The organism is Marinicella sediminis, assembly GCF_002000055.1.
GTDB classification, from domain to species: domain Bacteria; phylum Pseudomonadota; class Gammaproteobacteria; order Xanthomonadales; family Marinicellaceae; genus Marinicella; species Marinicella sediminis.
The window spans coordinates 80,487-102,012 of the sequence record NZ_MVBD01000013.1; the positions used below are offsets into that span (position 1 = coordinate 80,487).

The window sequence follows — 21,526 nt, forward strand, 5'->3', positions numbered from 1 at the left end:
TCATTCATGATGCCCTGATACCCCGCCAGGAGCGAGGTTTCAAGTCAATCAGATCAGCCATTGGCACTGAGAAAATCATTGGCAAATCGCTGTAAAACTCCTCCAGCTTCATAAATGGACACTTCTTCTGCCGTATCAAGGCGTGATTTAACCGCTATGGTCAGTTGTTCACCATTGCCCCGTGTCATCACCACAGACATCATAGCTCCCGGTGAAATGTCTCCCTGTACATCAAAAGTTTCGCTCCCGTCAATGGCATATGATTTTCGGGTTTCATCATTGGTGAATTCCAGTGGCAAAACCCCCATACCGATCAAATTGGTTCGATGGATGCGCTCAAAACCTTCGGCGACGATGACTTCCACACCGGCCAGGCGCACGCCTTTGGCTGCCCAATCTCGCGATGAACCTTGTCCATAATCTGCACCAGCGATGATGATCAACGGTTGGCTGCGCTCCATATATGCTTCGATGGTTTCCCACATGCGCATCACCTCACCTTCCGGTTCCAGCCTGGCAAGCGACCCCTGTATGATGTTGCCTTGTTCATCCAACACCATTTCATTGAGCAGTTTCGGGTTGGCAAAAGTGGCTCGCTGAGCCGTCAGGTGATCACCCCGGTGAGTGGCATATGAATTGAAATCTTCTTCGGGCAAACCCATTTTGGCGAGGTACTCACCTGCTGCACTGGATGCCTGGATGGCATTGGAAGGTGACAGGTGATCGGTGGTGATGTTATCACCCAACACGGCCAGAGGCCGCATTCCCCGCATGGTTCGCTCCTTGGCCAATGCACCTTCCCAGTAAGGTGGTCGCTGGATGTAAGTGGACCTGGTGTCCCAGTCGTACAAAGGGGGGGTGTGTTTGCTGATGATGTCCTGGATATTGAACATTGGCTCATAGACCTGGGTGAAATGCTCCGGTTTAACGCTGTCAGCAATGACCTGGTTAACCTCTTCATCGCTGGGCCAGATGTCTTTGAGTCTTACTTCATTCCCATCCTGATCGATGCCCAAAACGTCTTTTTCAATATCAAAACGGATGGAACCGGCTATCGCGTATGCCACCACCAGGGGTGGCGATGCCAGGAACGCTTCACTGGCATATGGATGGATCCGGCCGTCGAAATTACGGTTGCCAGAAAGCACTGCAGTGGCATACAACTTACGTTCAATGAGCTCTTGTTTGATCTCCGGTTTCAGGGCGCCAGACATGCCATTACACGAGGTACATGCATAACCAACCACACCAAAACCCAGGTCTTCCAATTCAGGCAACAATTCAGCTTCCTCAAGGTACAGGGTCACCGCCTTAGAGCCAGGAGCCAGCGAGGTTTTAACCCATGGCTTTCGGGTCAGGCCCAGGCGATTGGCATTACGTGCCAGTAAGCCAGCTGCAATCATGTTTCTTGGGTTAGAGGTGTTGGTGCAGCTGGTGATTGCCGCAATGATACAGGCCCCATCGGGCATCAGCCCATTTTCACTGTGATAATCGCCTGATATACCTTTGGCTGCGAGTTCCTTTACTGCCACCCGGGCATGCGGATTAGATGGGCCGGCGATGTTTCGCTCAACTTGCGACATATCAAATGTCAACACCCGCTCATATTTGGCACAGGTCATTTGATCCGCCCATAACCCGGTGTGTCTGGCATACTGCTCAACCAGCTTAACCTGCTCATCATCGCGACCGGTCAGGCGCAGGTAATCAGTGGTTTGCAGATCAATGTAGAACATGGCTGCAGTGGCACCAAATTCAGGTGTCATGTTAGAAATAGTGGCCCGCTCACCCAGGGTCATGGCATCGGCACCCGTGCCATAGAATTCCAGGTAACTGGACACCACTTTTTCGTTTCGTAAAAATTCTGTCAAAGCCAGTACTATGTCAGTACTGGTGATGCCCGGTCCGGCCTTGCCTGTCAATTCCACACCTATGATGTCAGGCAGGCGCATATATGATGCGCGTCCCAGCATCACACTCTCTGCTTCCAGGCCACCAACACCAACTGAAATCACTCCCAGGGCATCTACCATTGGGGTGTGACTGTCGGTGCCAACCAGGGTATCCGGAAAGGCCACACCATCTTGTATTTGTACCACTGGTGACATACGTTCCAGATTGATCTGATGCATGATGCCATTTCCAGGGGGCACGACATTGACGTTTTTAAACGCATTTTTACACCAGTTGATAAAACGAAAACGGTCTTTGTTACGGCGGTCTTCAATGGCCCGGTTCTTTTCAAAGGCGTCTTTTTCAAAGCCGGCATGTTCCACAGCCAGTGAGTGATCAACAATTAACTGAGTGGGCACCACTGGGTTGATTTGTGAAGGATCACCTCCTTTTTCAGCAATCGCATCCCGCAACCCTGCCAGGTCTACAAAAGCGGTTTGGCCCAAAATGTCATGACACACCACCCGCGCCGGAAACCAGGGAAAATCCAGGTCCTTGCGTCGTTCGATGATTTGTCGCAATGAGTCTTCCAGCTGTTCAGGCGGACAGCGTCGCACCAGGTTTTCAGCCAGGACTTTGGAAGTATATGGCAATTCAGCATAGGCACCTTCCTGAATGGCTTCAACAGCAGCCTGGGCATCAAAGTACTCAAGATCAGTACCAGGTAGGTTTTTACGGTATTGGTTGTTCATAATTTAAATCCTTTGTGAGTGTGATGAGCCAACCATCAATTTTAACCGTTTTTATCCACGCGCACAGCAAAAGACCGGCAAAAAAAAAGCCCGAATCAATGGATTCGGGCTTTGATCTGATTAAAACACTCTGATCAGTCAGAAGGTGGAGTACCACCATACGGCAATGACTGGTTAACAGATACCGTGATGACCAAATCTGGCGACAGGTTATTGTCATCACTGATGATCACCCGACCAAACGACATGCCATCGGCAGTGGTCGGAATGGTGCCATTGGCTTCAATGGTGATCACTTGATCAGTGGCTGGTACAAAGGTTCCGCCATCCAGATCATTGACGAAAATCAAATCCGCATTGAGGGTACTGAAGTTACTTGGTGTGACCGTGATGTTCCAGGCAGGATCATCGGTTTCAGTGGTTACAGTCCAAGTGGTATCAGCAGCCAGTTTGGGCGTCAGGGTACGGGTCCAGGAACAAGAAGCACCACAGGTTGAGTTTCTCGCACTTGGCAGATTCAAGGTTTTGGGGTCACCACCTGAATTCGGGTCAGCTGCCAGGAAGTTGGCAAATGTTTCGTTCATCACCATACCTGCCAATGGCGCCAAAGCCATATCGACACGACCGGTTCCAACGTCATCATGATCTACGTCAGTGGAATTGTCTTCCTTACGACCAGTCAGGTCTGCAGTCATCATCATGGCAGATTTAATTTCAGGTACGGTCCAGCTTGGGTGAACATCCTTCATCAAGGCTCCGGCACCGGCCACGTGAGGGCCTGACATTGAAGTACCACTGAGGAAACCCACTTCGCCAACCCCACCAGGGGTTGAAACGTCGTCATTCACAGCAGCCACCACACTGACGCCTGGGGCAGTGATGCTGGGTTTGGTCACATCAAATGACAAATTTGGACCACGCAGACTGAATCCAGCAAGGACGTCACCAACCGCAGGATTGCCACCATTGGTGTTGTTGACGATACTGGCCATGTGATTGGAACCGGTACTCAACCAGGTTTTCACTTTGTTGCCATTGACAATTCTCAATTGAACCGCAGGAATCACGTGAAAGTCTGCCACCAGCGTGTTCGCCGCAGGATCGACGTTGGCCAATACAAATCCAGCCGCTCCACCAGCTGCCACATTCGCACCTTTCTGTACCCGGGCAATGGCGCCACGATCACAGACCACAATCTCACCATTGGTCCAGGTGCCTGCAGGGAACGGATTCAGACATTGTTCCGGATCAGGATCACCATTAGAAAAGTCACCGGCATAAACAATCGGTGCAGGACCGTATCCAGAGGTGTTACTTTGACCCACTAATGTTGGAGTGATCGCGGTGTCACCACCAGTGAAATTGGTTAATTGCCGGGTACCATCGCGGTCATGTGTACTGGCCGCGACAGTGGTTACCCATGGGCCGATGTGACTCACATCAGCGATGGGGTTGGTGTTATTGGCTCTGGTATTACCGGCACTGGCGGCAACAAAGATACCTGCGTCAACAGCATCCAAAAACATACGGTCGGCATCAAACCAAGGGTTGTTACCACCAGAAATAGAGTAGTTGATCACATCAACACCGTCCTGAATGGCACGGTCAATACCGGCAGAAACAGTTGCACAATTGGTAGCACCACAAACATCATATGCAATCAGATTGGCATGCGGTGCAACACCTGAGATCTGATCCAAAGCAATGTTCTGGCCTGTACCTGGATCGAAAAAGGGACCGTCCCAAACATTACCAACTGCGGTACTGGCAGTATGTGAACCGTGCCCGCCTCCATCTTCAGGAGCCGTGCCATCGTTCTCAAATCCCCAGGCACCAATCAGTTTGCTGTTACAGGTAATTTCACCAAACGGAGGGGCAATACCGTCATTGTCACCACCCACACAGTGGCCAACATAGTTACCGTCACCGTATGGATTGGTATGTACATAACCATCCACAGGACCAACAGCAGCAAAAGAAGGATGATCTGAATTCACACCCGTATCAATGACACCAACCACAATGCCCTCACCTTTATGAGGCAGATTGGTATGAGGTACAGAAGTACCGGACCACACATCATCGGCATTGATCCAACGGGGACCTCGCTCTGTATCCAGTTCATAAACGGGTTCAGCAGTCACGCTTTTGACATTGGGTAAAGCACGCAATTGGCTGGCTTCAGCTGTACTTAATGAAAGCATGACACCATGATAAAGGGCCTTGTAATGGTAGATCGGTTTGGTGGATCGGCTCAAAGCCTGATTGATCTCAGTCATGCGCTCTGCCTTGACTTGTTTCAAATAGTCACCGTAGGCCAGCACAGGAGCTGAACGTGCAGCAAAACCACCGCTGGCACTGGCTTTCAGTTTGGCCGGCGCCGTGGCTGCCAGGTTATTGATACCACCCTGATAGGACAACAAACCGTCGTCATGAAACTTGACAACATAGTTGACCCTGCCGTCGTCAGCAGCGACCGCAAAACTGACCAACGTCAGGATGAATGTGATGGGGATAAATTTAAGCATTGAGACAGAACTCCTCTTTTTGTGTTAAATGGGTATGAAATGTGAACGATATATAATCATTTTTATTTCAGAATATCAACAAATTCAGTAATTTTTGAAGCATTATCCACCACAACAGTTTGTCAGCTTATGATCTTTTAACAAAACCAATGACCGAATTGTCATGTATCAAGCGGATTTACACGCCAATTCCACAGGATTAAATTACAATAAAGATTTTGTAGCCGGAAACAGACAATGCCTATTATTCTCTTGCTGATCACTTTGACATGTGGGCTCATCAGCTCAGCCAGTGCCAAACACCATGGTGATCTCACCACAACCATTCAAGTCACCACATATGCCGAAGGCTTACACAAACCCTGGGGAATGACCTTTTTACCGGATGGGCGCTTGTTGGTCACTGAAAAAGCCGGCACCCTGCGTCTGGTCGGACTGCAAGGTGAAGTGTCTGATCCCATTAAGTTAGACCTGCCGGTCAAGCATGCGGGTCAGGGAGGATTGCTTGATGTGGTATTGGATCCGGCGTTCAGCCAGAACCAATGGGTGTATTTTTCATTCGCCAAAGATGCCGGTGAAGATCAGGCCAAAACAGCTGTGGGCAAAGCCAGGCTGGTTGATCATGCTTTCACTGATGCCACCACCATCTGGGAACAAAGACAAGCTGCGCGAGGTGGCTATCATTTCGGTTCGAGGCTGGTGTTTGACCGCACCGGACATTTGTTTGTTACCACCGGCGACAGAAACTACGCCAAAGAGTGGGTTCAGGACCTGGACACCCATTTTGGCAAGATTGTGCGCATAGACACCAATGGCAAGCCAGCCAAAGACAACCCATACATCAATAAAGTTGGCGCCCTGCCCGACATTTACAGTTACGGACACCGCAATGTTCAGGGTGCTTTCCTGCATCCGGAAACCGGCGAATTGTGGGCCAATGAGCATGGCCCCAAAGGCGGTGACGAAATCAACCTCATTAAGCCCGGTAATAATTATGGCTGGCCGGTGATCACCTATGGCATCAACTACAATGGCACACCTATTACCGATAAAACAGCCATGCCAGGTATGGAGCAACCCGTGCATTACTGGGACCCTTCAATTGCCACTTCAGGCATGTTGATTTACTCAGGCAAAGCCTTCCCTGAGTGGCAGGGTCATGTCTTCACTGGCGCATTAAAACTGATGCACCTGAACCGGATTGAACTGGATGACAACCTCAGGGTGATCAGTGAAGAACGTCTGTTGCTGGACCAAAAAGCCCGGATACGCGCCATCGAACAAGGTCCTGACGGACACATTTACGTGGCCACTGACAGCGACAACGGAACCATTCTGAAAATCTCCCCCAAAGAGTAAACAATGACACATAACACTGCCGTGCTGATCATCGCAATGATCAGCACAGTGGGCCATGCCCAACCTGAAGACACCGATGAGGATCAAACCACCGACGAACAACCCATCATGGTGGTGAGTGAAGATCAGGACCTCATCCCTGAACCATTACAACAAAAGGCTGCCGAAGTGCGACGGTGGTCTGGCAGCAGTCACATGACCACAGATTCTGAGTGGCTGCAACAACGGGCAATCAACGTCAAAGACTTGCTGGATGAGGTTCCGGGTGTATATGTCCAACAAAGAAATGGCGCAGAATCGGCCCGGTTATCCATCAGGGGTTCCGGATTGGGTCGTCAGTTTCAGGGCGGGGGCTTACTGCTTTTGCAAGACGGAGTACCACTGAATACCGCCGATGGCTCTTTTGATTTTCAGGCCATTGACCCCTTGCTGACTGATTTTGTGACCAGTTTCCGGGGTGCCAACGGCATGGCCCTTGGAGGCAGCACCCTGGGTGGCGTGATTAACTTTGGCACCACCCTGCCCAACCCCACCGATCCCACAGAACTGCAACTGAGTTATGGCGCTTACTCAACCAGACAGCTGATGCTGAGCATGAGCGATATCTTCAGTGAATCCTTGGATGACGCCTTCCGTCTGCGTCTGAGCCACTTCAACCAGACTGGTTTCAGGGAACAAAATGAACAACGTTCCAATCGCCTGGATTTGCAGTATCTGCACAACACCGAAACCGATGCCCAACACCGGTTCAGCCTGTTCCATCTGAACAGCCATGCGGCCTTGCCCAGCAGTTTATCCAAAGCCTTGTTGTTTGAGGATCCCAGACAATCCAGAGGCTTCAACATCAATGGCAATTTTCATCGCGACCTGACATTGACCCGCCTGGCCTGGCAACATGAACGCCAATGGCACAATGAAACCCAATTGAACGCCATGGTTTATTTCTCTGCCAGACGACTGGATAATCCGGTATTCACTTACATCAACAGGGATTCAGATGACGCTGGAATTCGTTTCGACTGGCAGCACAATAACCACCAACTGAGCTTGTTCAGCCAATGGGGCAATCAGGATGAGCGGCGACGTGAAAACGAAGGCGGATTACCAGGCGCAGAACGCTTGTATCGTGAACAACAGGCGCAGACCCACACTTTGTTTTACCAGTATTCAACGACATGGCTCAGACCAGAACTGACCTTACAGCTGGGGCTTCAGGGCAGCTATGCCAGCAGAAACATTGATGAACGATTTCCTGAAAGCATCGGCATTGACCGCAATTATCATCAATTCAATCCTCGCTTTGGATTGCTGTTCCAACCGACCGCCAACATCCAATGGTATACCAACCTCAGCCGCAGTTTTGAACCACCCAGTTTTGCCGAACTCAACAATGGCAACCAACCGGGCGTCAACATCCCCGTCAAGGCACAGACCGCTGACACGTTTGAACTGGGCAGCCGGGGTTTCTCAGGTCGCTTCAACTGGGATCTGAGTGTCTATTACAGTCAGTTACAGGATGAATTCATCCGCTTCCGTTTTCCCGATGGAGCCACCCGGACCACCAATGCAGATGATTCGGTTCATTGGGGTTTAGAAGCTTATCTGAATTGGCAACTCACAGAAGACTTGTTGGCAAACAGTGACCAACTCAGTCTGAAAACCCTATACCTGTACAACCGTTTCAGGCTGAATGATGACCCGACATTCGGCAACAACCGCATTCCCGGTATACCAGAGCATTACCTGCTGAGCCAATTGGTCTATCAGCATCCCACCGGCTGGACCATCACTCCTCACATCGAATGGGTACCGACTGCATGGTATGTGGATTTGGCCAACAGCTTCCGCGCTGACCGTTACCTGTTGACCGGCCTCAGCATTGCATACACCACCCCAGGTGGTTTTGAATTTTTCATCGATGCCAAGAACCTTGCTGACCGGTCCTACATCACCACCACTTTGCCCATTCCCGATGCCGGTGGTACCGATGGCAATTTTTTTTACAGCGGTGAAGGCCGGGCATATTACAGTGGCTTCAGGTGGTCATTCTGAAGAGCCTTCAAACTGCATCAATCTGAACCCGGGGATTTCTTTTTCGTCACTTTCTTTTTGCTGACTTTTTTGGCGGATGTCTTTTGGGTTGATGTTGTACCACCGGCACTGCTTTGTGTGACTGTTCTGGATGACTTACGCTGACTCAGGCGTTGTATCTTTTCACTGAGCTCGGTGACTTTCTCCAACACCTCTGAGTTGATGCCCAACTTCTTGTTCATTGTCATGATCACCGGAATGAATGATGTTTCCATGGTTTCGGACAATGAAGCCAGGGCGTCATCAAGGCCTGGCAAGGGCTCATTGGTGACGCTGACCTGGAGGTTTAATTGGCCAATGGCTGTCGTCAATTGTTCAGTCATGGCCAACAGACTTCGTTGTTCTGCTGCACGTTGTTCATCAAGACCCGATTGCATGACTGCCCCCCAATCACCCATTGATTGTTTCAGGCCAGCGATCTGGCTGGCAATCTTAGTGGCGCCATCGGCATCATCGCCAGCCAGTGCGTTTCTGATCCGGAATTCTTTTCTGATGTCCTCCCAACGCTCCGCTTCCTCAGAGGTCAATACCCCTCGCAGCTCTTTGAGTTTCAATAGGTTTTCTTCGGCACCAGTGGTCAATAACTGAGCCTCGCCGGCGTAATGATCATCCAACAACTGTTCCAGCTCATTTTCGTCCATGATGGCCACCACCTTCTCCGCCAGTTTGTTCATGTTGCGGTAACTGCCTTGTAATTTAAATGGCGGCTCTTCCCGGTAACGGTCATCCATGGCTGCAGAACGGATGTATTCCTGATTGACCTTGAGAATCACATCCTGAATCCTGAACAAGCTTTTTAGTACCGTGGTGATTTCGTTGATTTCACTGGCCGCATAAGTATGGCTCAAATCGGCCTGCGCCACATCCTTACCATGAGCCATGTCCATCAGTAAATACAGGTCATTCAGATCACGCAATGCCAGGGGTGCCAGCACCGGGTTAGAAGTCAGCGAGTTTTCAATGTAGCTCATGGCAAATACATCGTCCTGACCACTGAGTACGTCTCCCAGGTTATACACATCAGCCCGGTTGGCTAACATGTCCGGAATCTTAAAAACTTCACCGGATTCGGTGTAGGGGTTACCGGCCATGATCACACAAAACTTCTTGCCCCTCAGGTCATAGGTTTTACTGGTGCCCTTGAACACCCCTTCGATTTTCCGGGTGCCGTCACACAAAGAGATGAACTTTTGCAGAAACTCCGGGTGGGTGTGTTGGATGTCATCCAGATACAACATCACATTGTTGCCCATCTCCAGAGCCAGGTTGAGTTTATCCAACTCCTGTCGGGCCGTGGCATTGGGCGCATTGGCCGGATCCAGCGACTTCACATCATGCCCAAGTGAAGGACAGTTGATCTTCATGAAGTTCAGGCCCAGGCGGTTGGCGGTGTATTCCATCAGGGTGGTTTTACCGTAACCCGGTGGCGAAATCAGCAACAGCAAGCCCATCAGGTCACTGCGCTTGTTGGCCCCCAGGGTGCCCATTTGTTTGGCCAGGTTATTTCCAATGATCGGCAGGTAGGATTCATTGATCAGTTTATTACGCACAAAGGAAGACAAAGGTCTGGCTTTGAATGATTCCAGTGCCATGCCCGCCCGCTGACGTTCCATCAGTTGTTGCTTGATGGTTCTGAAGGCATGAAATTCGGGTTTGACGGCTTCGGCAAAATGACTCAGCCGCTCCATGAATTCATCAAATTCAAACCGCAAAGTGCGGTCATCGATGTTGCCATGATCACCGAGCAACCCAGCGGCTTCACAATGCAGAGACACCGCTGATGGATCATAGCGTTTGGCATCATCGATCAACAGATAAACAATGGCTTCATCCACACAACGTGACATGGCTGACTCATTATTTTGAGCAATCAGACCCTTGAGCCAATAAGCCGTTAACTGCCATTGGGCTTTGGTCTGACCTTTGAGCTTTTTCAGCCGGGCGCGGAAGTTTTTATGCTCGCCCAAAGACTCCAGCTGGTTATTCAGTTGATCAACCAGCTTTTTGGCCTGCACCGAGATTTGCAGACGTTCACTGGCCTCACTGTGGATCAGGTATTCCAGCAAAAATTCAGCAGCCAACAGCAATTGAGCTGCGGTGAATGTCATGCCTTGGGTTTCATAATAGGTCTGCATCTCAACCTGGAACAGCTCATACAAATCCACACACATGTCCCGGCTGCCAAAGGCCGCCGCGATCTTGGCCGCGGTCATGGCTTGTTCGGTGAAATGCTGTTTCTGTGCTTCATCAGTCAGTTGCAACCAGTACCAGGAAGCCAGCGCTCGTGCTGTGGGCCCATACATCATCAGCGGTGCTTTGGCATGGGCTTCGAGTAATTGTCGCAGGATGCGGCTGGCATCGTGATCATGTACACCTTTCTCATAGCCCTCCTGATAACGCGGGCTGGCATACTCCCTGACCAGTTGTTCCAATTCTGCGGTTGACAAGTCCTGCATGGCATTCAGGCTGTGGCCATTTTTGCCCTGCAGCCCTTCCTGAAACAGCACATAAGCCAGGTACTCGGCACGATAGACCTGGTGATTCTCAGAACTGATGGCCTGTTGCCAGTAATCCTGATAACGGTTCAATTCATCGTGTTCAGCGGCTTCATAATAATCGGTGCCCGACAGGTGAAACACCAATCGGTCATCCTTGGGGATGATGGTCAGGTCCAGGGGTTGGGTGTTGACCGAAAACCGGTGTTTACCCAGTTTGATCGCCTGGCCACCGTCTTCAAAGATGTCTTTTTTATCGCGCAGTGAGCGGATGGCCTGTTCTTTGACCGCTTTCAGTCTTGATTCGACATCATCGGCTTTGACGTTGTCATCCAGATCGCGCAATTCAATGACCAGTTCAGCCACTTTGTGAATCATCGGATCGGATGAAAAGTAGGTGTTCAGCTGATCGGTCTCGGTGAATTTCAGTGACCGGCGCTCAATGCTTTGCAACACCCGACTGGCGGCTGACTGGACATTTTGTGCTTTACGCTGGCGTTGATCGATCAGGCTTTGTTTTTTGTTCTCAAAGGTTTCGTGCAGTTCTTCACGTTTGTTGAGGATTTCATCGAGAAATTCGTCGTTGTCACTGAAGTTGCTTTCCAGTTCTTCCAGCTGCACCATCAGGCGGGCCAGTTGTTCATCACAACCATCAGGGGTTTCGGCCAGGGCCACCCCACTGGTGATGCTTTGTGACAGCACCGCCAGTTGCGCCGCGAATTCAGCCACCGACTCGGTCGCAGACAGTTCTTTCAGCGTCAGTTTGGCGTGGGCCTTGGTTTGGTTGATGCGGCTGTATATCCTTGACACCGCTTCCAGGATGGCGGTTTTTTGTAAGGTGTCATCAATGTCCAGGCCATTGATCACTTCGGACAGGGCATCCAGCCCCAGACTCATTTCGTCCAGTTCTTCCAACAGTGGCTTGAGGTCTTTGGCGGTTTTCAACAAGCCAATCTTGTCATGCACGCTTTCAACCACCTGCTCATAGTGACCCATGGCTGATTGTTCAGACAGGAATTGCGTGGTTTTTTGACCCAGAGTCACAATTTCTTCATCAACCTGCTGTCCCATTCGATCCAGCGCGGCCAGGTCAATATAACGGTATTCCCTCAATGACAACAAATGTCCTTTGTGCCGCTTAAGTTGCAACAAACCATCCACAAATGGTTCGGGCGTATCCCAGTTGGAAATCTGAATCCCGCGAAGCAGTCCCTTCAGTTCTTCACCCGCCTGCTTCAGTGCTTTGGCCGACTGCTGATTGATTGATTTGACCTTTTCAAACTCATCCAGCACCAGTTCAGAGGTCTCACCAATTTGCTTTAACCGGGTTGAGAAACCGCCCAATGATTCGTTTTCCAACCAGTAATAACCATCCTGTACCCGTTGAATGTTTTTGATCAACTCTTCATAAACCACCACACTGGGTTGTTGATCACTGATCAGTTTAGAGATGCTGTACAGCTCTGATATGCCCTGTACCAACTCGGCATTACCGATGGTAGCCAGCTCCGATTCATCGGCTGGTTGAGCCGCACTGTATTCCTCGCTGGTGTATGGCGTTTGCCAGATTTGCATGGGATGGATGCGGGTTGGCTCAGTGGATTCGGAACGAAAAATGATCATCCTGCCATCTTCAAACAAAGAATACCCATGACCAAAAATAGGGCTTTGTAATTCCTTGCGGATCATATTGTATGAGTACAATGCGAAGCGACCTTCATGCCGTTCATAAAACACATACAAGACATCTTCACCATTGGGCGAATTCCAGCGGCGTTTGAAACGCAGCCCTTCGACATCCTCAGCAAACACCTTGGATTCTCCGGTATGCAGGTAATAACCACCGGGAAAGATGATGCCGTGGTCATTCGGTAGTTGCACACAGGCATGGCCGATTTCATCCACCCTCAGCACCTCGTGGGTGCGGGTATTGAACACAAAATACCGCCAAACTTCTTCCTTGTATGGCAAGATTTTCAGCAATATCAGGGCTTCCACTTTGGCATAGTAAATATCAGCGTCTTCCAATGATTGATTGGGCTCATCCACGGCCTCCCGGTAGATGCCTTCACCATCCTCGGTGTTGTCTTCGATTTTGATCGTCAGATCACCACCCACAGTTTCGACAAACACTTCATCCAGAATAGACACATGTGGATGCCTGCCCTGAACAAAGTGTTCCCTGCTGGCTTTGTGCCATTCGAAGTCAAAAGGCGGTGGTAATTCGATGTCCCGTTCACCTCGATCATCGATGTAGCTGACCTGTCCCTGGCTGTCTATGCCCCAGCGAAACACCCGGATATCACCGATCTTTTCACCAATCTGAAAAGCCGCCATCAACTTCTGGTTGACCACCCGCAGCTGAATCAGCTCGGCTTTTTTGTAGTAACTGTACAGCTCCAGAAACTGTTTAACAAACAAGGGATCGTCCAGGAAGGTGCCTTTGAGGGGCTCCTCTTTGACCTCAAACTGGCCATCGTCTTCCTGCAAGCTATATAAGGCAAAGACATCGGACACTTTGGTCTCTTTTTTCAGTCCGATGAACACATTGTAGCCAAACAACAGGTGGCCATTGATGCGCACAATGTCCCTGGGGGTGCAGTTGTTTTCCGTGCGCACCCGCACCCGGTCAACCACTTCCAGTATGGTTTTACCAAACGCCTCCTCGCGCATCTGGTTGAGTTGAATGATCTGGTTTTCCAGTTGTTTGTTCTGCTCTTCCAGACGTTTGCGGATCACTTCATAGGAACCGCCGCTGGCCACTGCCTGATTGATGGTTTGGTTGTCTTCAGCCATGAGTCTCCCTGGTGTTTACTTGTTTTCTGATCAAGCCGGGCCTGAACCATTCAGGCCCGGATAAGGACAGCAGCGATCAGCTGTTGTCGGTGTCACCGGCATCATCCCGGGACAGTTTTTTGATCAGTTTGGTCACGGTTTCCTTGTCAAAGGAAGTGCCTGATCCCAGGCTCATCACTTTGCTGACCGCCGCCTGCAGGATGTCGCTTTTACCAATCGCACCATCTACGGCTTTACCCACTGCAAGCGAGCTCATGAATTTCTCCAGGAAGTCGCCGTTGCCACCAACGATGTCGATGTTGGCTTCTTTCAAGGCTTCTGCCAGCACTTTGGCCTGGGTTTCAGCGATACCGATGTTGCCTTCGATGGCTTTCATGTTTTCCAGGTGAGACATGTCCAGACCCATGCGGAATTCTTCGTGCTCTCGGACCTTGTCATCCATGGTCGCCAAAGCAGCAAACTTGTCTTTCAAACCACGGGCTTCTGCGGCATATCGTTCTTCGATGGCCTGAGCTTCAGCGACTTTGATTTTCACTGCCACCATGGCTTGTTGTTCTTCACCTTTGGCATCGGCTTCTTTGACCCGCACATTGGCCATACCAATTTCCTCAGCACCAACTGCTTCAGCTCGGAACTTCTGTGCCATGACCTCAGCTTCTGCTTCACCTTGCTTCTGTTCGGCTGCGGCTTTGGCCTCAATGACTTTGGCCTCTGCCAGACCTGTGGCAGCAACCTCTTCACGAACACCCTCGGCCAACCTGATTTTGGCGTCGGCTTCTTTGGAAGCCGCTTCACGTTCTGCCTCGGCCATGGTGATGCGCTCACTGGCCCGGTGTTTGGCGCTGGTTTCCTGAGCTTCGGCTTCTTTGACCTGTTTAATCAGCGATTCTTCTGCCAGAGCTTCAGCCGCAATGACCTGAGCTGACTTATTACGCCTGGCCTCTTCAACCACACGCAATTCGTTGATCTGTTCCTCTTGCTCAGCCACCGTTTTCTCAACGGCAATGCGTTCACGAATCACATCAGCGATGTTCTTCTTCTCAACTTCCAGGTCTTTTTCTTTGTTAATCTCCTGCAAAGCCACTTCGCGTTCACGCCCAACCACTTCCAGTTGTCTGACTTTGGTGACTTTTTCTTCTTCAATGGCCACTGCCCGCATGCGGTTATTGGCAGCCACTTCGATCTCACGGTTTTTGTTTTCTTCCATCACCATGATCTCCTGATCAGCAGCAATCCTTGCTGCTTCGGACTTCAATCGCTCTTCATTCTCAATCTTTTCTTTTTCAGCCATCTCACGGGCTTTGACCGATGCAATTTCACGCTGCTGGCGAGCCTCAGCATCAGCCTCAATGCGCTCCAGTTCCAGAATCCGTTCTCTGGCTTCCACATCACGCTTCTTGATCTTGGTCTCTTCTTCACGTTCAAACTCATTGGTCAGAATGTGTTGCTTGGCTGTTAACTCAGTGATTTTTCTGATGCCTTGTGCATCCAAAATATTATTGGCATCCAGCGAAGTAATTGGGGTTTGCTCCAGGTAATCAATCGCTGCATCTTCCAGCACGTATCCATTCAGGTCTTTACCGATGACTTCAATGATGGCATCACGAAAACGATCCCGCTCTTCATACAACTCCTCAAATTCCAGCTTTTTGCCCACGGTTTTCAATGCTTCGGAAAACTTGGCACTGAACAACTCATCAATGGTGGCCTGCTTGGAAGCCCGTTCACATCCGATGGCCTGAGCCACTTTCAGCACGTCTTCCTTGGTCTTGTTGACCCGCACAAAGAAGGTCACTTTGATGTCTGCTCTGATGTTATCCTTACAGATCAAACCATCATGCCCTCGCCGGTCAATTTCAATGGTCTTCAAAGAAATGATCATAAATTCTTTTTTATGAACGATTGGCAGCACCGTCCGCCCCGTGAATGTTACTTCAGGCACGTCTTTCATGGTATTGACGATCATTGCCTGGCCTTGCTCTACCTTCTGGTAGAATTTCATCCAAATCAGTCCAATGCCAAACAGGGCAAGGACCACCAGCCCCGCTGTACTGGCAAAGGCAATCAAAATATCACTGTTCATAGGTTTGCTCTCCTTAATTGAGTGTTTTCGTTAATACAACCTGAGTTGTCTGTTTTTAATAATTTGTTTGGCCAGGCCATGTTTTCATACCCGCCAGTCACTTATGCTTGTCCTGCTTTGGTCACCTGGTAACTGTCATCTTCAATGTTGTATGAGACCAAAATAACCACATCCCCCTTTTGGATGCCATATGCCTCGTCAGCCCGGACATCAAACAACATCCCGGCACCACCATCTTCCAGTTCAGCCTGTCCGAATGTGCTGGTCACTTTGCCGGTTCTCACCAGGCACTCCCGACCAATCAAGGATGATTTTTGCACCGCATCATGATTCACAAACATGCCTTTCATGGGGTTTACCAATAATGCTGTGGCGGGAATAGCCAGTAAAAAACTACCGACCAGAGCCACAATACCCAACACAGTGCTGGCCCAATTCCAGGGAATCAATGGCAATACCAAAGAAGTCAACAGGTAACAAATCAGCCATGAAAAAGCCACCAAAATGGAAATCACCACGGTCACCGGAACGCCTGTTAATCCCAGTTTTGACATGATGCCTGCAACGCCACCCAGACCAGGTGCATCCAATTCAGTTTCCACATCCATATCAAAATCAATGTCTATATCAAACAGCTCGATGTCAACTGCACCAATCAGGGCCAGCAACCAATAAAACATCACAATGATCATCAGCAAGGTATAAACCGCCACTGGAAAACTGATGATGTTGGTTAAAAATAATTCCATGATCACTCCTGCTCAATAATATTTCTGACGTGGGCCACCAACTGTTCAGCAGCCCGCCTTTTGACTTCAATGGTGTCATATTTCTCCAGCTGATATTGTTCAGCCAGAAAAGTCAGATCCTCATCACTCAATGACACTGACAACCGCAATCTTTTTGGCTTCCGGGTCACCTTCAATCCCAGAATCTGTCTGATCCGGTCCGATGGATTGACATTTTTATCCAGCGCCTCCTTGCGGATCACATACTGTATTTGTTCGCCGACATCAAAAGCCACCTGAGTCGCTCTGACCGCTTTTTTCTCTGCTTCCCATTTGGCAGGCAGGTTGCGTTTTTTGTCACTCATCGCCTGGCGGATCCTGGTCTAGTGATGATAAATCTGTGGTCGGCAGCTGCTTGCTGTGCTCAAACGCCAGCCTGGCAGACATCACCCGATTGGCATCCTTGCCATAATTGTCTTTGATCACCGCCGTGACCTTTTGGATGTTTTGAGTGGCTTCAGTCATCAACTGCTGCCGTTCTACGGTTTTCAGACAACGTTTGGTACGTTCCATCAACTTTTTCAGGTCACTGATTTCTTGCCCAACATCACCAGTTGGCGAAGTCAATTGACTGGCCTCAACCAACACCGACCTGATGTCTGCCAGCCGCTCATCACTGACAATGGGTTGATTGATGATGGCATCGCCTTTAACAGATATACGAATTTCATCACAAAATGTTGTCATCAGTTGTTCTAATTGTTGTTTTTTACTGGTCATGTGTCACCTGTTCATCGCAGAAAATCATCCATGGCAAACAGCACATCCAAAGCGTTTTCATTCAACGTCACCAACTCTTCAACCAGTCGATCAAAATCAGATGCCACGGACAAAGCTCCAAACAACACATAACGATCACCGACCCTGGCATATGAAGACAATGGAATGGCTATGCTGGTGTCCAGCATCATGTCCAGCATGTCTTTACGCAACTCCGGAATGATCTCCGCTTCAGTCCACAAATAGATAACACACAATATCTGGTGTGCCGTGCTGGTGACAAAAACCGGAAAACCTTCAAAGCCATTCATTTCAACCTGCAACACCTGGACTTCTCCATCAATGTGCTGACACTCGAAGGTGTATCCTTCAGGCGTTCTGTGGTGTGACAAATAACTGGCTAAATCCCTGGTGTTCATGTTGTTATGATCTCCTCTACAGCCCCATGCTGTTATGACATAATATGTCAGATTGACATAATATGTCATGCGCCTCAGGTCACATTTGAATGATCTTGGGACTTCATTCACTTGTGTTAAAGACAAAAGTGAATGCGGCCACGGCGATCATGACATTTAATCAAGCGCACGACTTTATGATTCGCTCATCGCTCACCAACCAAGTCGGCGGTCCCTCTGTTCAGCAACTCAAATTTGTTTCCTATGTATCATATACGCCCTAGACTTGATTTTCGGTGCTTATTGATTGTTCCTTGAGTAAATATTGATGACTTTGTCTGGCGTCCTCTTTGACCTGTTCGATGTCCTCCAGGGCGCGTTTTATTTGCTCTTGAGCCTCTTGCAACTGGGCTTTTCTGATGTCAGCCAACTGTATGCTATGCTGGTTCATTGATTGTTGTTTGCCATGGTGGTTTCTACGACGCGCCACCACCAGCCCCGCAGTGACCTCCAAAATCTGCTGGCTGTTGTTCATGGCCACAGTGATGTCGCGACTGAGGTGTTGATTTTGTTTGATCAGCATATCAAAGGTCAAATCTGCTTGTCGGGCCATCAACAATTGCTGTTGTAATTCAATCACTCTCTTTTGAATAACCGGTAAAAACTCCTGTTCAATCTGGCTACAAACTGCGGCTGTATCTGCGGACAGTGCTGTCAACAATTCACCAAAACCCTTGCCCAGCGCAACAGCCAGATCATAAACTTTTTGTAATTGGCTGATGTGCTGCCTGATGATCATCTGATGACTGGCCATGACCTGGTTCTCGCCATTGAGGGTACCCAACCCACGTTCCAGCCTGGCGCTCAATGCCTTGATGTCCTGTTGTTGATCACTGAAGTGTTCCAGCCACAAATCCCATGGAGACAGATGCGATGAAAACAGCAATTTCAATTGTTCGATCAGTGAAGGTCGTTTATTTTTGGGTGGTGTGATTGAACGAATGTATTGCTGCAACTCCTGCAACAAATCATGCACTGAATCAGCCGTCAATCCAGATGAAAGGTGCTGCTCCAAAGGCAGTTTCAAACCTTCATCCAATGCCCAGAAAGCCTGCTGTTCAGTCATTCCCAATTCCAGTAAAGCATCGGTGACCTGTTGCACCAATGGCAAGTCATGCGGATCCATCTGTCTGAGCCAAACCGACCAGTCATTCAACAACTGTGCGATCCCAGCTTCAGAATTGGCATCATCTGACGCAACAGGCACTTGGAGCGAAGGCAAATGTACAGGTAATGATTCAGTCATCAATCAGAATAAGCATCCCATGCAAAACAATTATTCTAGCTCATTTGTCCAGGTGAAATAAAATTAGTTGACCAAAGTCAGATCATCATTAGCTGGTTTGTTCAGAGCGTCCGATTCAAGCGGGGTGAATGTGATATCGGAAGATCACTTAATATACGTCACAGATGTCCCCATTGCACCGTTGGATCTTGACAAAAATCAACATAAAAACTCATCATTCTTTGTACACTGATGATAATTCTCACTGAAATTGGTACTGATCATGTCAAATCTGCACGCAATGGTCGTTGTCCTGTTCTTTGTCACCTGGCCAGCATATGCCAATGACAACCGCTCCATCCTTGACTTTAACAATGACCGGTTTGTCTCTGGCACCCATGCCATTCAGGACGCCACCGGTGTGGATGACTTGTTTATGTTTGGCGACACGGTGCACAGCACCCAGGACATCTCAGGATCACTGCATGTCTTCGGCCGCATGGTCCGGTCTGAAGGCGCGGTCGGTCAGGATGCCTATCTGTCAGGCTACCAGGTCACACAATCAGGCACAGTGAATGGTGACCTCACCGTCAGCGGCATCAAAGTAAACGTTGGCGATGTACACGGTGACCTGCGTGCATCAGGCCGTATTGTCGACCTAACCGGAAACGTATGGGGCTATGCCCTGCTGGCCGGTGATGAAGTCAATGTCAATGGACAAGTTACCGGTGATGTGAGCATCAAAGCGGAAGAGCTGGCGTTTGGCAAAGGCGCCCAGATTGAGGGTCAGCTGACCATTTTTGAATCAGTGATGGGCGCTGCTGAAGTGCCGACGAACGTCATCGAAGAAGAGCGAATCACCAGACGAGATGTCTCAGAGTGGGAAGCAGCCACGGGTGATGTGACCTTTTGGGACTGGCGCAATGCTTTGCTGAAGTTTTTCATTGCCGTGCTGATCATCACCGCCTTCGCCGCCTGGTTTGCCGCCATTGTGCCACGCAAACTGGCTGACTTGCGACGCCACATTCTACAGCGCCCGTTCTGGTCTATACTGTTGGGTGTGCTGGCCATGTCAGTCATCATCGGTTCCACCATCATCCTGATGATCACCGGATATGGCATGCAGCTGATACCCATCAATCTGGCGATCTGGTTCATCGCTGTGCTAACCGGTTATGTGGTCGGGACCTATGCGATTGGGGTTGGCGTGCTGTTGTTGGTAAATCGTCCGGAACCCAACAGCTTCAAAACCCGAGCCATCGCCGCTGCCACTGGCGCCATCACCGTGGTGCTGTTGTTTATGCTGCCCTACGTTGGCTGGCTGCTGTTTTTGAGCATCCTGTTTGCCGGACTGGGCGCCATTACCCACTGGTTGTTCAGGCCGAGGTTTCTTAGCTGAGCCAGCTCCTTAAAGTGACCAGTCATCATTCGCTTGGTTCAGAAATGTTTGGACATCATTGAGTCGTTTGGAGATCGGAAAAGCGCCTGTTTGCTGACTTGTTGCATAAGTCAGGTGAACCAGATAAACCTCATCAGAACTGAGGTCAGCCATCAAAACATCATCACGACCTTCTCTTCTGGCAATCACCTTCAATGGTTTCCCGTACAACTCATGATCAGGGTGCAGTTCAATTGCCAATTGCTTGTGAATGTATTGTCGCATACTGTCGGGGTAGTTGTTGATGTCAGTCCATGGATCTGTGAATGTGGTTTTAATCATGACTGGATTGTTGCTTAATCAGCTGGTACCACAAATCATCCGTTGATTCGATCAACTCGTAAGACTGGGTCCCAAAGAGACGTTCATTGAGCAGCAGATATGATTTTCCCAATTCGAAACATGTGGTAATGCCATGAGATTCATGATGCCCTTGCATGATCGCCCTGCCTTCACTTTCAATCCAAAAATCAGATTCAGCATGACCATCAAAATCATTATCTCTACTGCAAGGAAATGATAACTCCCTCTCCTCAATACTGACGATCACAGAATCTCGCACATTTCCTTGCAACACTTCTTTGACCTCAAATACATAATGGGTTGCGGTTGGCGCACGCTCATGTAAACCTGCAATCATTAAGGCTTCATCTAGGCTCAGATCTTGCCTGCCCTCAGAAGAATCAATTCTCTTGGTTACGCTTCGATGGACCTCAACTGCCACCGCCAAATAGGCCATATCATTTTGAGACAGCAATTCAACCACTTTCTCGTGGGATTCTGACCTTTCCCCTAAAAACAGTACCACTATAAATTAGAAAAATCTGGCAAAATTAACCAAAGAAAAGAGGTTTTGTCATGAAGAAATCGAAGTTTACAGAAGAACAAATTGCATTCGCC

The 21,526-nt window shown here is 49.4% G+C and carries 14 protein-coding genes; 3 read left to right on the forward strand and 11 right to left on the reverse strand.

Translation table 11 applies throughout. The features are described 5' to 3' along the window. Positions 1–53: 53 nt before the first annotated feature. Both acnD and B0475_RS15350 read right to left on the reverse strand, forming a co-directional pair. Positions 54–2,645 carry a Fe/S-dependent 2-methylisocitrate dehydratase AcnD gene (gene acnD, locus B0475_RS15345; protein WP_077412765.1) on the reverse strand — a complete coding sequence of 864 codons (2,592 nt, stop codon included), beginning with the start codon at positions 2,643–2,645 and terminating at the stop codon, positions 54–56. 134 nt (positions 2,646–2,779) lie between these two features. Continuing rightward, positions 2,780–5,173: a S8 family serine peptidase gene (locus B0475_RS15350; protein WP_077412766.1), complete on the reverse strand. Its 2,394-nt coding sequence runs from the start codon at positions 5,171–5,173 to the stop codon at positions 2,780–2,782. 237 nt (positions 5,174–5,410) lie between these two features. On the opposite strand from B0475_RS15350, the gene B0475_RS15355 reads away from it, so the two are divergent. Further along, positions 5,411–6,532 (forward strand): PQQ-dependent sugar dehydrogenase, encoded by a 1,122-nt coding sequence (locus B0475_RS15355; RefSeq protein WP_077412767.1) that lies wholly within the window; start codon positions 5,411–5,413, stop codon positions 6,530–6,532. A gap of 3 nt (positions 6,533–6,535) precedes the next feature. Then, entirely contained in the window at positions 6,536–8,584 is a 2,049-nt protein-coding gene (locus tag B0475_RS15360) for a TonB-dependent receptor family protein (RefSeq protein ID WP_077412768.1), read from the forward strand. Positions 8,585–8,601: 17 nt separating this feature from the next. Here B0475_RS15360 and B0475_RS15365 read toward each other — a convergent pair whose 3' ends face one another. From B0475_RS15365 to B0475_RS15395, 7 genes are all read right to left on the reverse strand, one after another. Next, positions 8,602–13,914 carry a DNA repair ATPase gene (locus tag B0475_RS15365; protein ID WP_077412769.1) on the reverse strand — a complete coding sequence of 1,771 codons (5,313 nt, stop codon included), beginning with the start codon at positions 13,912–13,914 and terminating at the stop codon, positions 8,602–8,604. A 76-nt stretch (positions 13,915–13,990) separates the two neighbouring features. Then, a complete protein-coding gene (locus B0475_RS15370; protein WP_077412770.1) occupies positions 13,991–15,997 on the reverse strand; it encodes a flotillin family protein in 2,007 nt (668 codons plus the stop codon). 101 nt (positions 15,998–16,098) lie between these two features. After that, positions 16,099–16,746 carry an OB-fold-containig protein gene (locus B0475_RS15375; RefSeq protein ID WP_077412771.1) on the reverse strand — a complete coding sequence of 216 codons (648 nt, stop codon included), beginning with the start codon at positions 16,744–16,746 and terminating at the stop codon, positions 16,099–16,101. 2 nt (positions 16,747–16,748) lie between these two features. Then, positions 16,749–17,090, reverse strand: coding sequence for a hypothetical protein (locus B0475_RS15380; protein WP_077412772.1), 342 nt, complete (start codon positions 17,088–17,090; stop codon positions 16,749–16,751). Further along, positions 17,083–17,505 carry a hypothetical protein gene (locus B0475_RS15385; protein WP_077412773.1) on the reverse strand — a complete coding sequence of 141 codons (423 nt, stop codon included), beginning with the start codon at positions 17,503–17,505 and terminating at the stop codon, positions 17,083–17,085. The genes B0475_RS15380 and B0475_RS15385 overlap by 8 nt, the downstream gene beginning before the upstream one ends. 11 nt (positions 17,506–17,516) lie before the next feature. Beyond that, positions 17,517–17,924, reverse strand: a complete 408-nt coding sequence (locus B0475_RS15390; protein WP_157893009.1) for a YjfI family protein — start codon at positions 17,922–17,924, stop codon at positions 17,517–17,519. Positions 17,925–18,183: 259 nt separating this feature from the next. After that, positions 18,184–19,209 (reverse strand): hypothetical protein, encoded by a 1,026-nt coding sequence (locus tag B0475_RS15395; protein WP_077412775.1) that lies wholly within the window; start codon positions 19,207–19,209, stop codon positions 18,184–18,186. A 262-nt stretch (positions 19,210–19,471) separates the two neighbouring features. Here B0475_RS15395 and B0475_RS15400 point away from each other — a divergent pair, with 262 nt between their 5' ends. Beyond that, positions 19,472–20,587, forward strand: coding sequence for a bactofilin family protein (locus B0475_RS15400; RefSeq protein WP_157893010.1), 1,116 nt, complete (start codon positions 19,472–19,474; stop codon positions 20,585–20,587). Positions 20,588–20,596: 9 nt separating this feature from the next. On the opposite strand, the gene B0475_RS15405 is transcribed toward B0475_RS15400, so the two are convergent. Both B0475_RS15405 and B0475_RS15410 read right to left on the reverse strand, forming a co-directional pair. After that, the gene (locus tag B0475_RS15405) at positions 20,597–20,908 is read right to left on the reverse strand and encodes a hypothetical protein (protein ID WP_077412777.1); all 312 of its coding nucleotides are present in this window, start codon (positions 20,906–20,908) and stop codon (positions 20,597–20,599) included. Next, positions 20,901–21,392: a hypothetical protein gene (locus B0475_RS15410; protein WP_077412778.1), complete on the reverse strand. Its 492-nt coding sequence runs from the start codon at positions 21,390–21,392 to the stop codon at positions 20,901–20,903. The genes B0475_RS15405 and B0475_RS15410 overlap by 8 nt, the downstream gene beginning before the upstream one ends. Between the last annotated feature and the right edge of the window lie 134 nt (positions 21,393–21,526).

Excerpts from the sequence above, each read along its gene's own strand:
- acnD (WP_077412765.1), bottom strand. The coding sequence starts at position 2,645 with ATGAACAACCAATACCGTAAAAACCTACCTGGTACTGATCTTGAGTAC.
- B0475_RS15350 (WP_077412766.1), bottom strand. The coding sequence starts at position 5,173 with ATGCTTAAATTTATCCCCATCACATTCATCCTGACGTTGGTCAGTTTT.
- B0475_RS15355 (WP_077412767.1), top strand. The coding sequence starts at position 5,411 with ATGCCTATTATTCTCTTGCTGATCACTTTGACATGTGGGCTCATCAGC.
- B0475_RS15360 (WP_077412768.1), top strand. The coding sequence starts at position 6,536 with ATGACACATAACACTGCCGTGCTGATCATCGCAATGATCAGCACAGTG.
- B0475_RS15365 (WP_077412769.1), bottom strand. The coding sequence starts at position 13,914 with ATGGCTGAAGACAACCAAACCATCAATCAGGCAGTGGCCAGCGGCGGT.
- B0475_RS15370 (WP_077412770.1), bottom strand. The coding sequence starts at position 15,997 with ATGAACAGTGATATTTTGATTGCCTTTGCCAGTACAGCGGGGCTGGTG.
- B0475_RS15375 (WP_077412771.1), bottom strand. The coding sequence starts at position 16,746 with ATGGAATTATTTTTAACCAACATCATCAGTTTTCCAGTGGCGGTTTAT.
- B0475_RS15380 (WP_077412772.1), bottom strand. The coding sequence starts at position 17,090 with ATGAGTGACAAAAAACGCAACCTGCCTGCCAAATGGGAAGCAGAGAAA.
- B0475_RS15385 (WP_077412773.1), bottom strand. The coding sequence starts at position 17,505 with ATGACCAGTAAAAAACAACAATTAGAACAACTGATGACAACATTTTGT.
- B0475_RS15390 (WP_157893009.1), bottom strand. The coding sequence starts at position 17,924 with ATGAACACCAGGGATTTAGCCAGTTATTTGTCACACCACAGAACGCCT.
- B0475_RS15395 (WP_077412775.1), bottom strand. The coding sequence starts at position 19,209 with ATGACTGAATCATTACCTGTACATTTGCCTTCGCTCCAAGTGCCTGTT.
- B0475_RS15400 (WP_157893010.1), top strand. The coding sequence starts at position 19,472 with ATGTCAAATCTGCACGCAATGGTCGTTGTCCTGTTCTTTGTCACCTGG.
- B0475_RS15405 (WP_077412777.1), bottom strand. The coding sequence starts at position 20,908 with ATGATTAAAACCACATTCACAGATCCATGGACTGACATCAACAACTAC.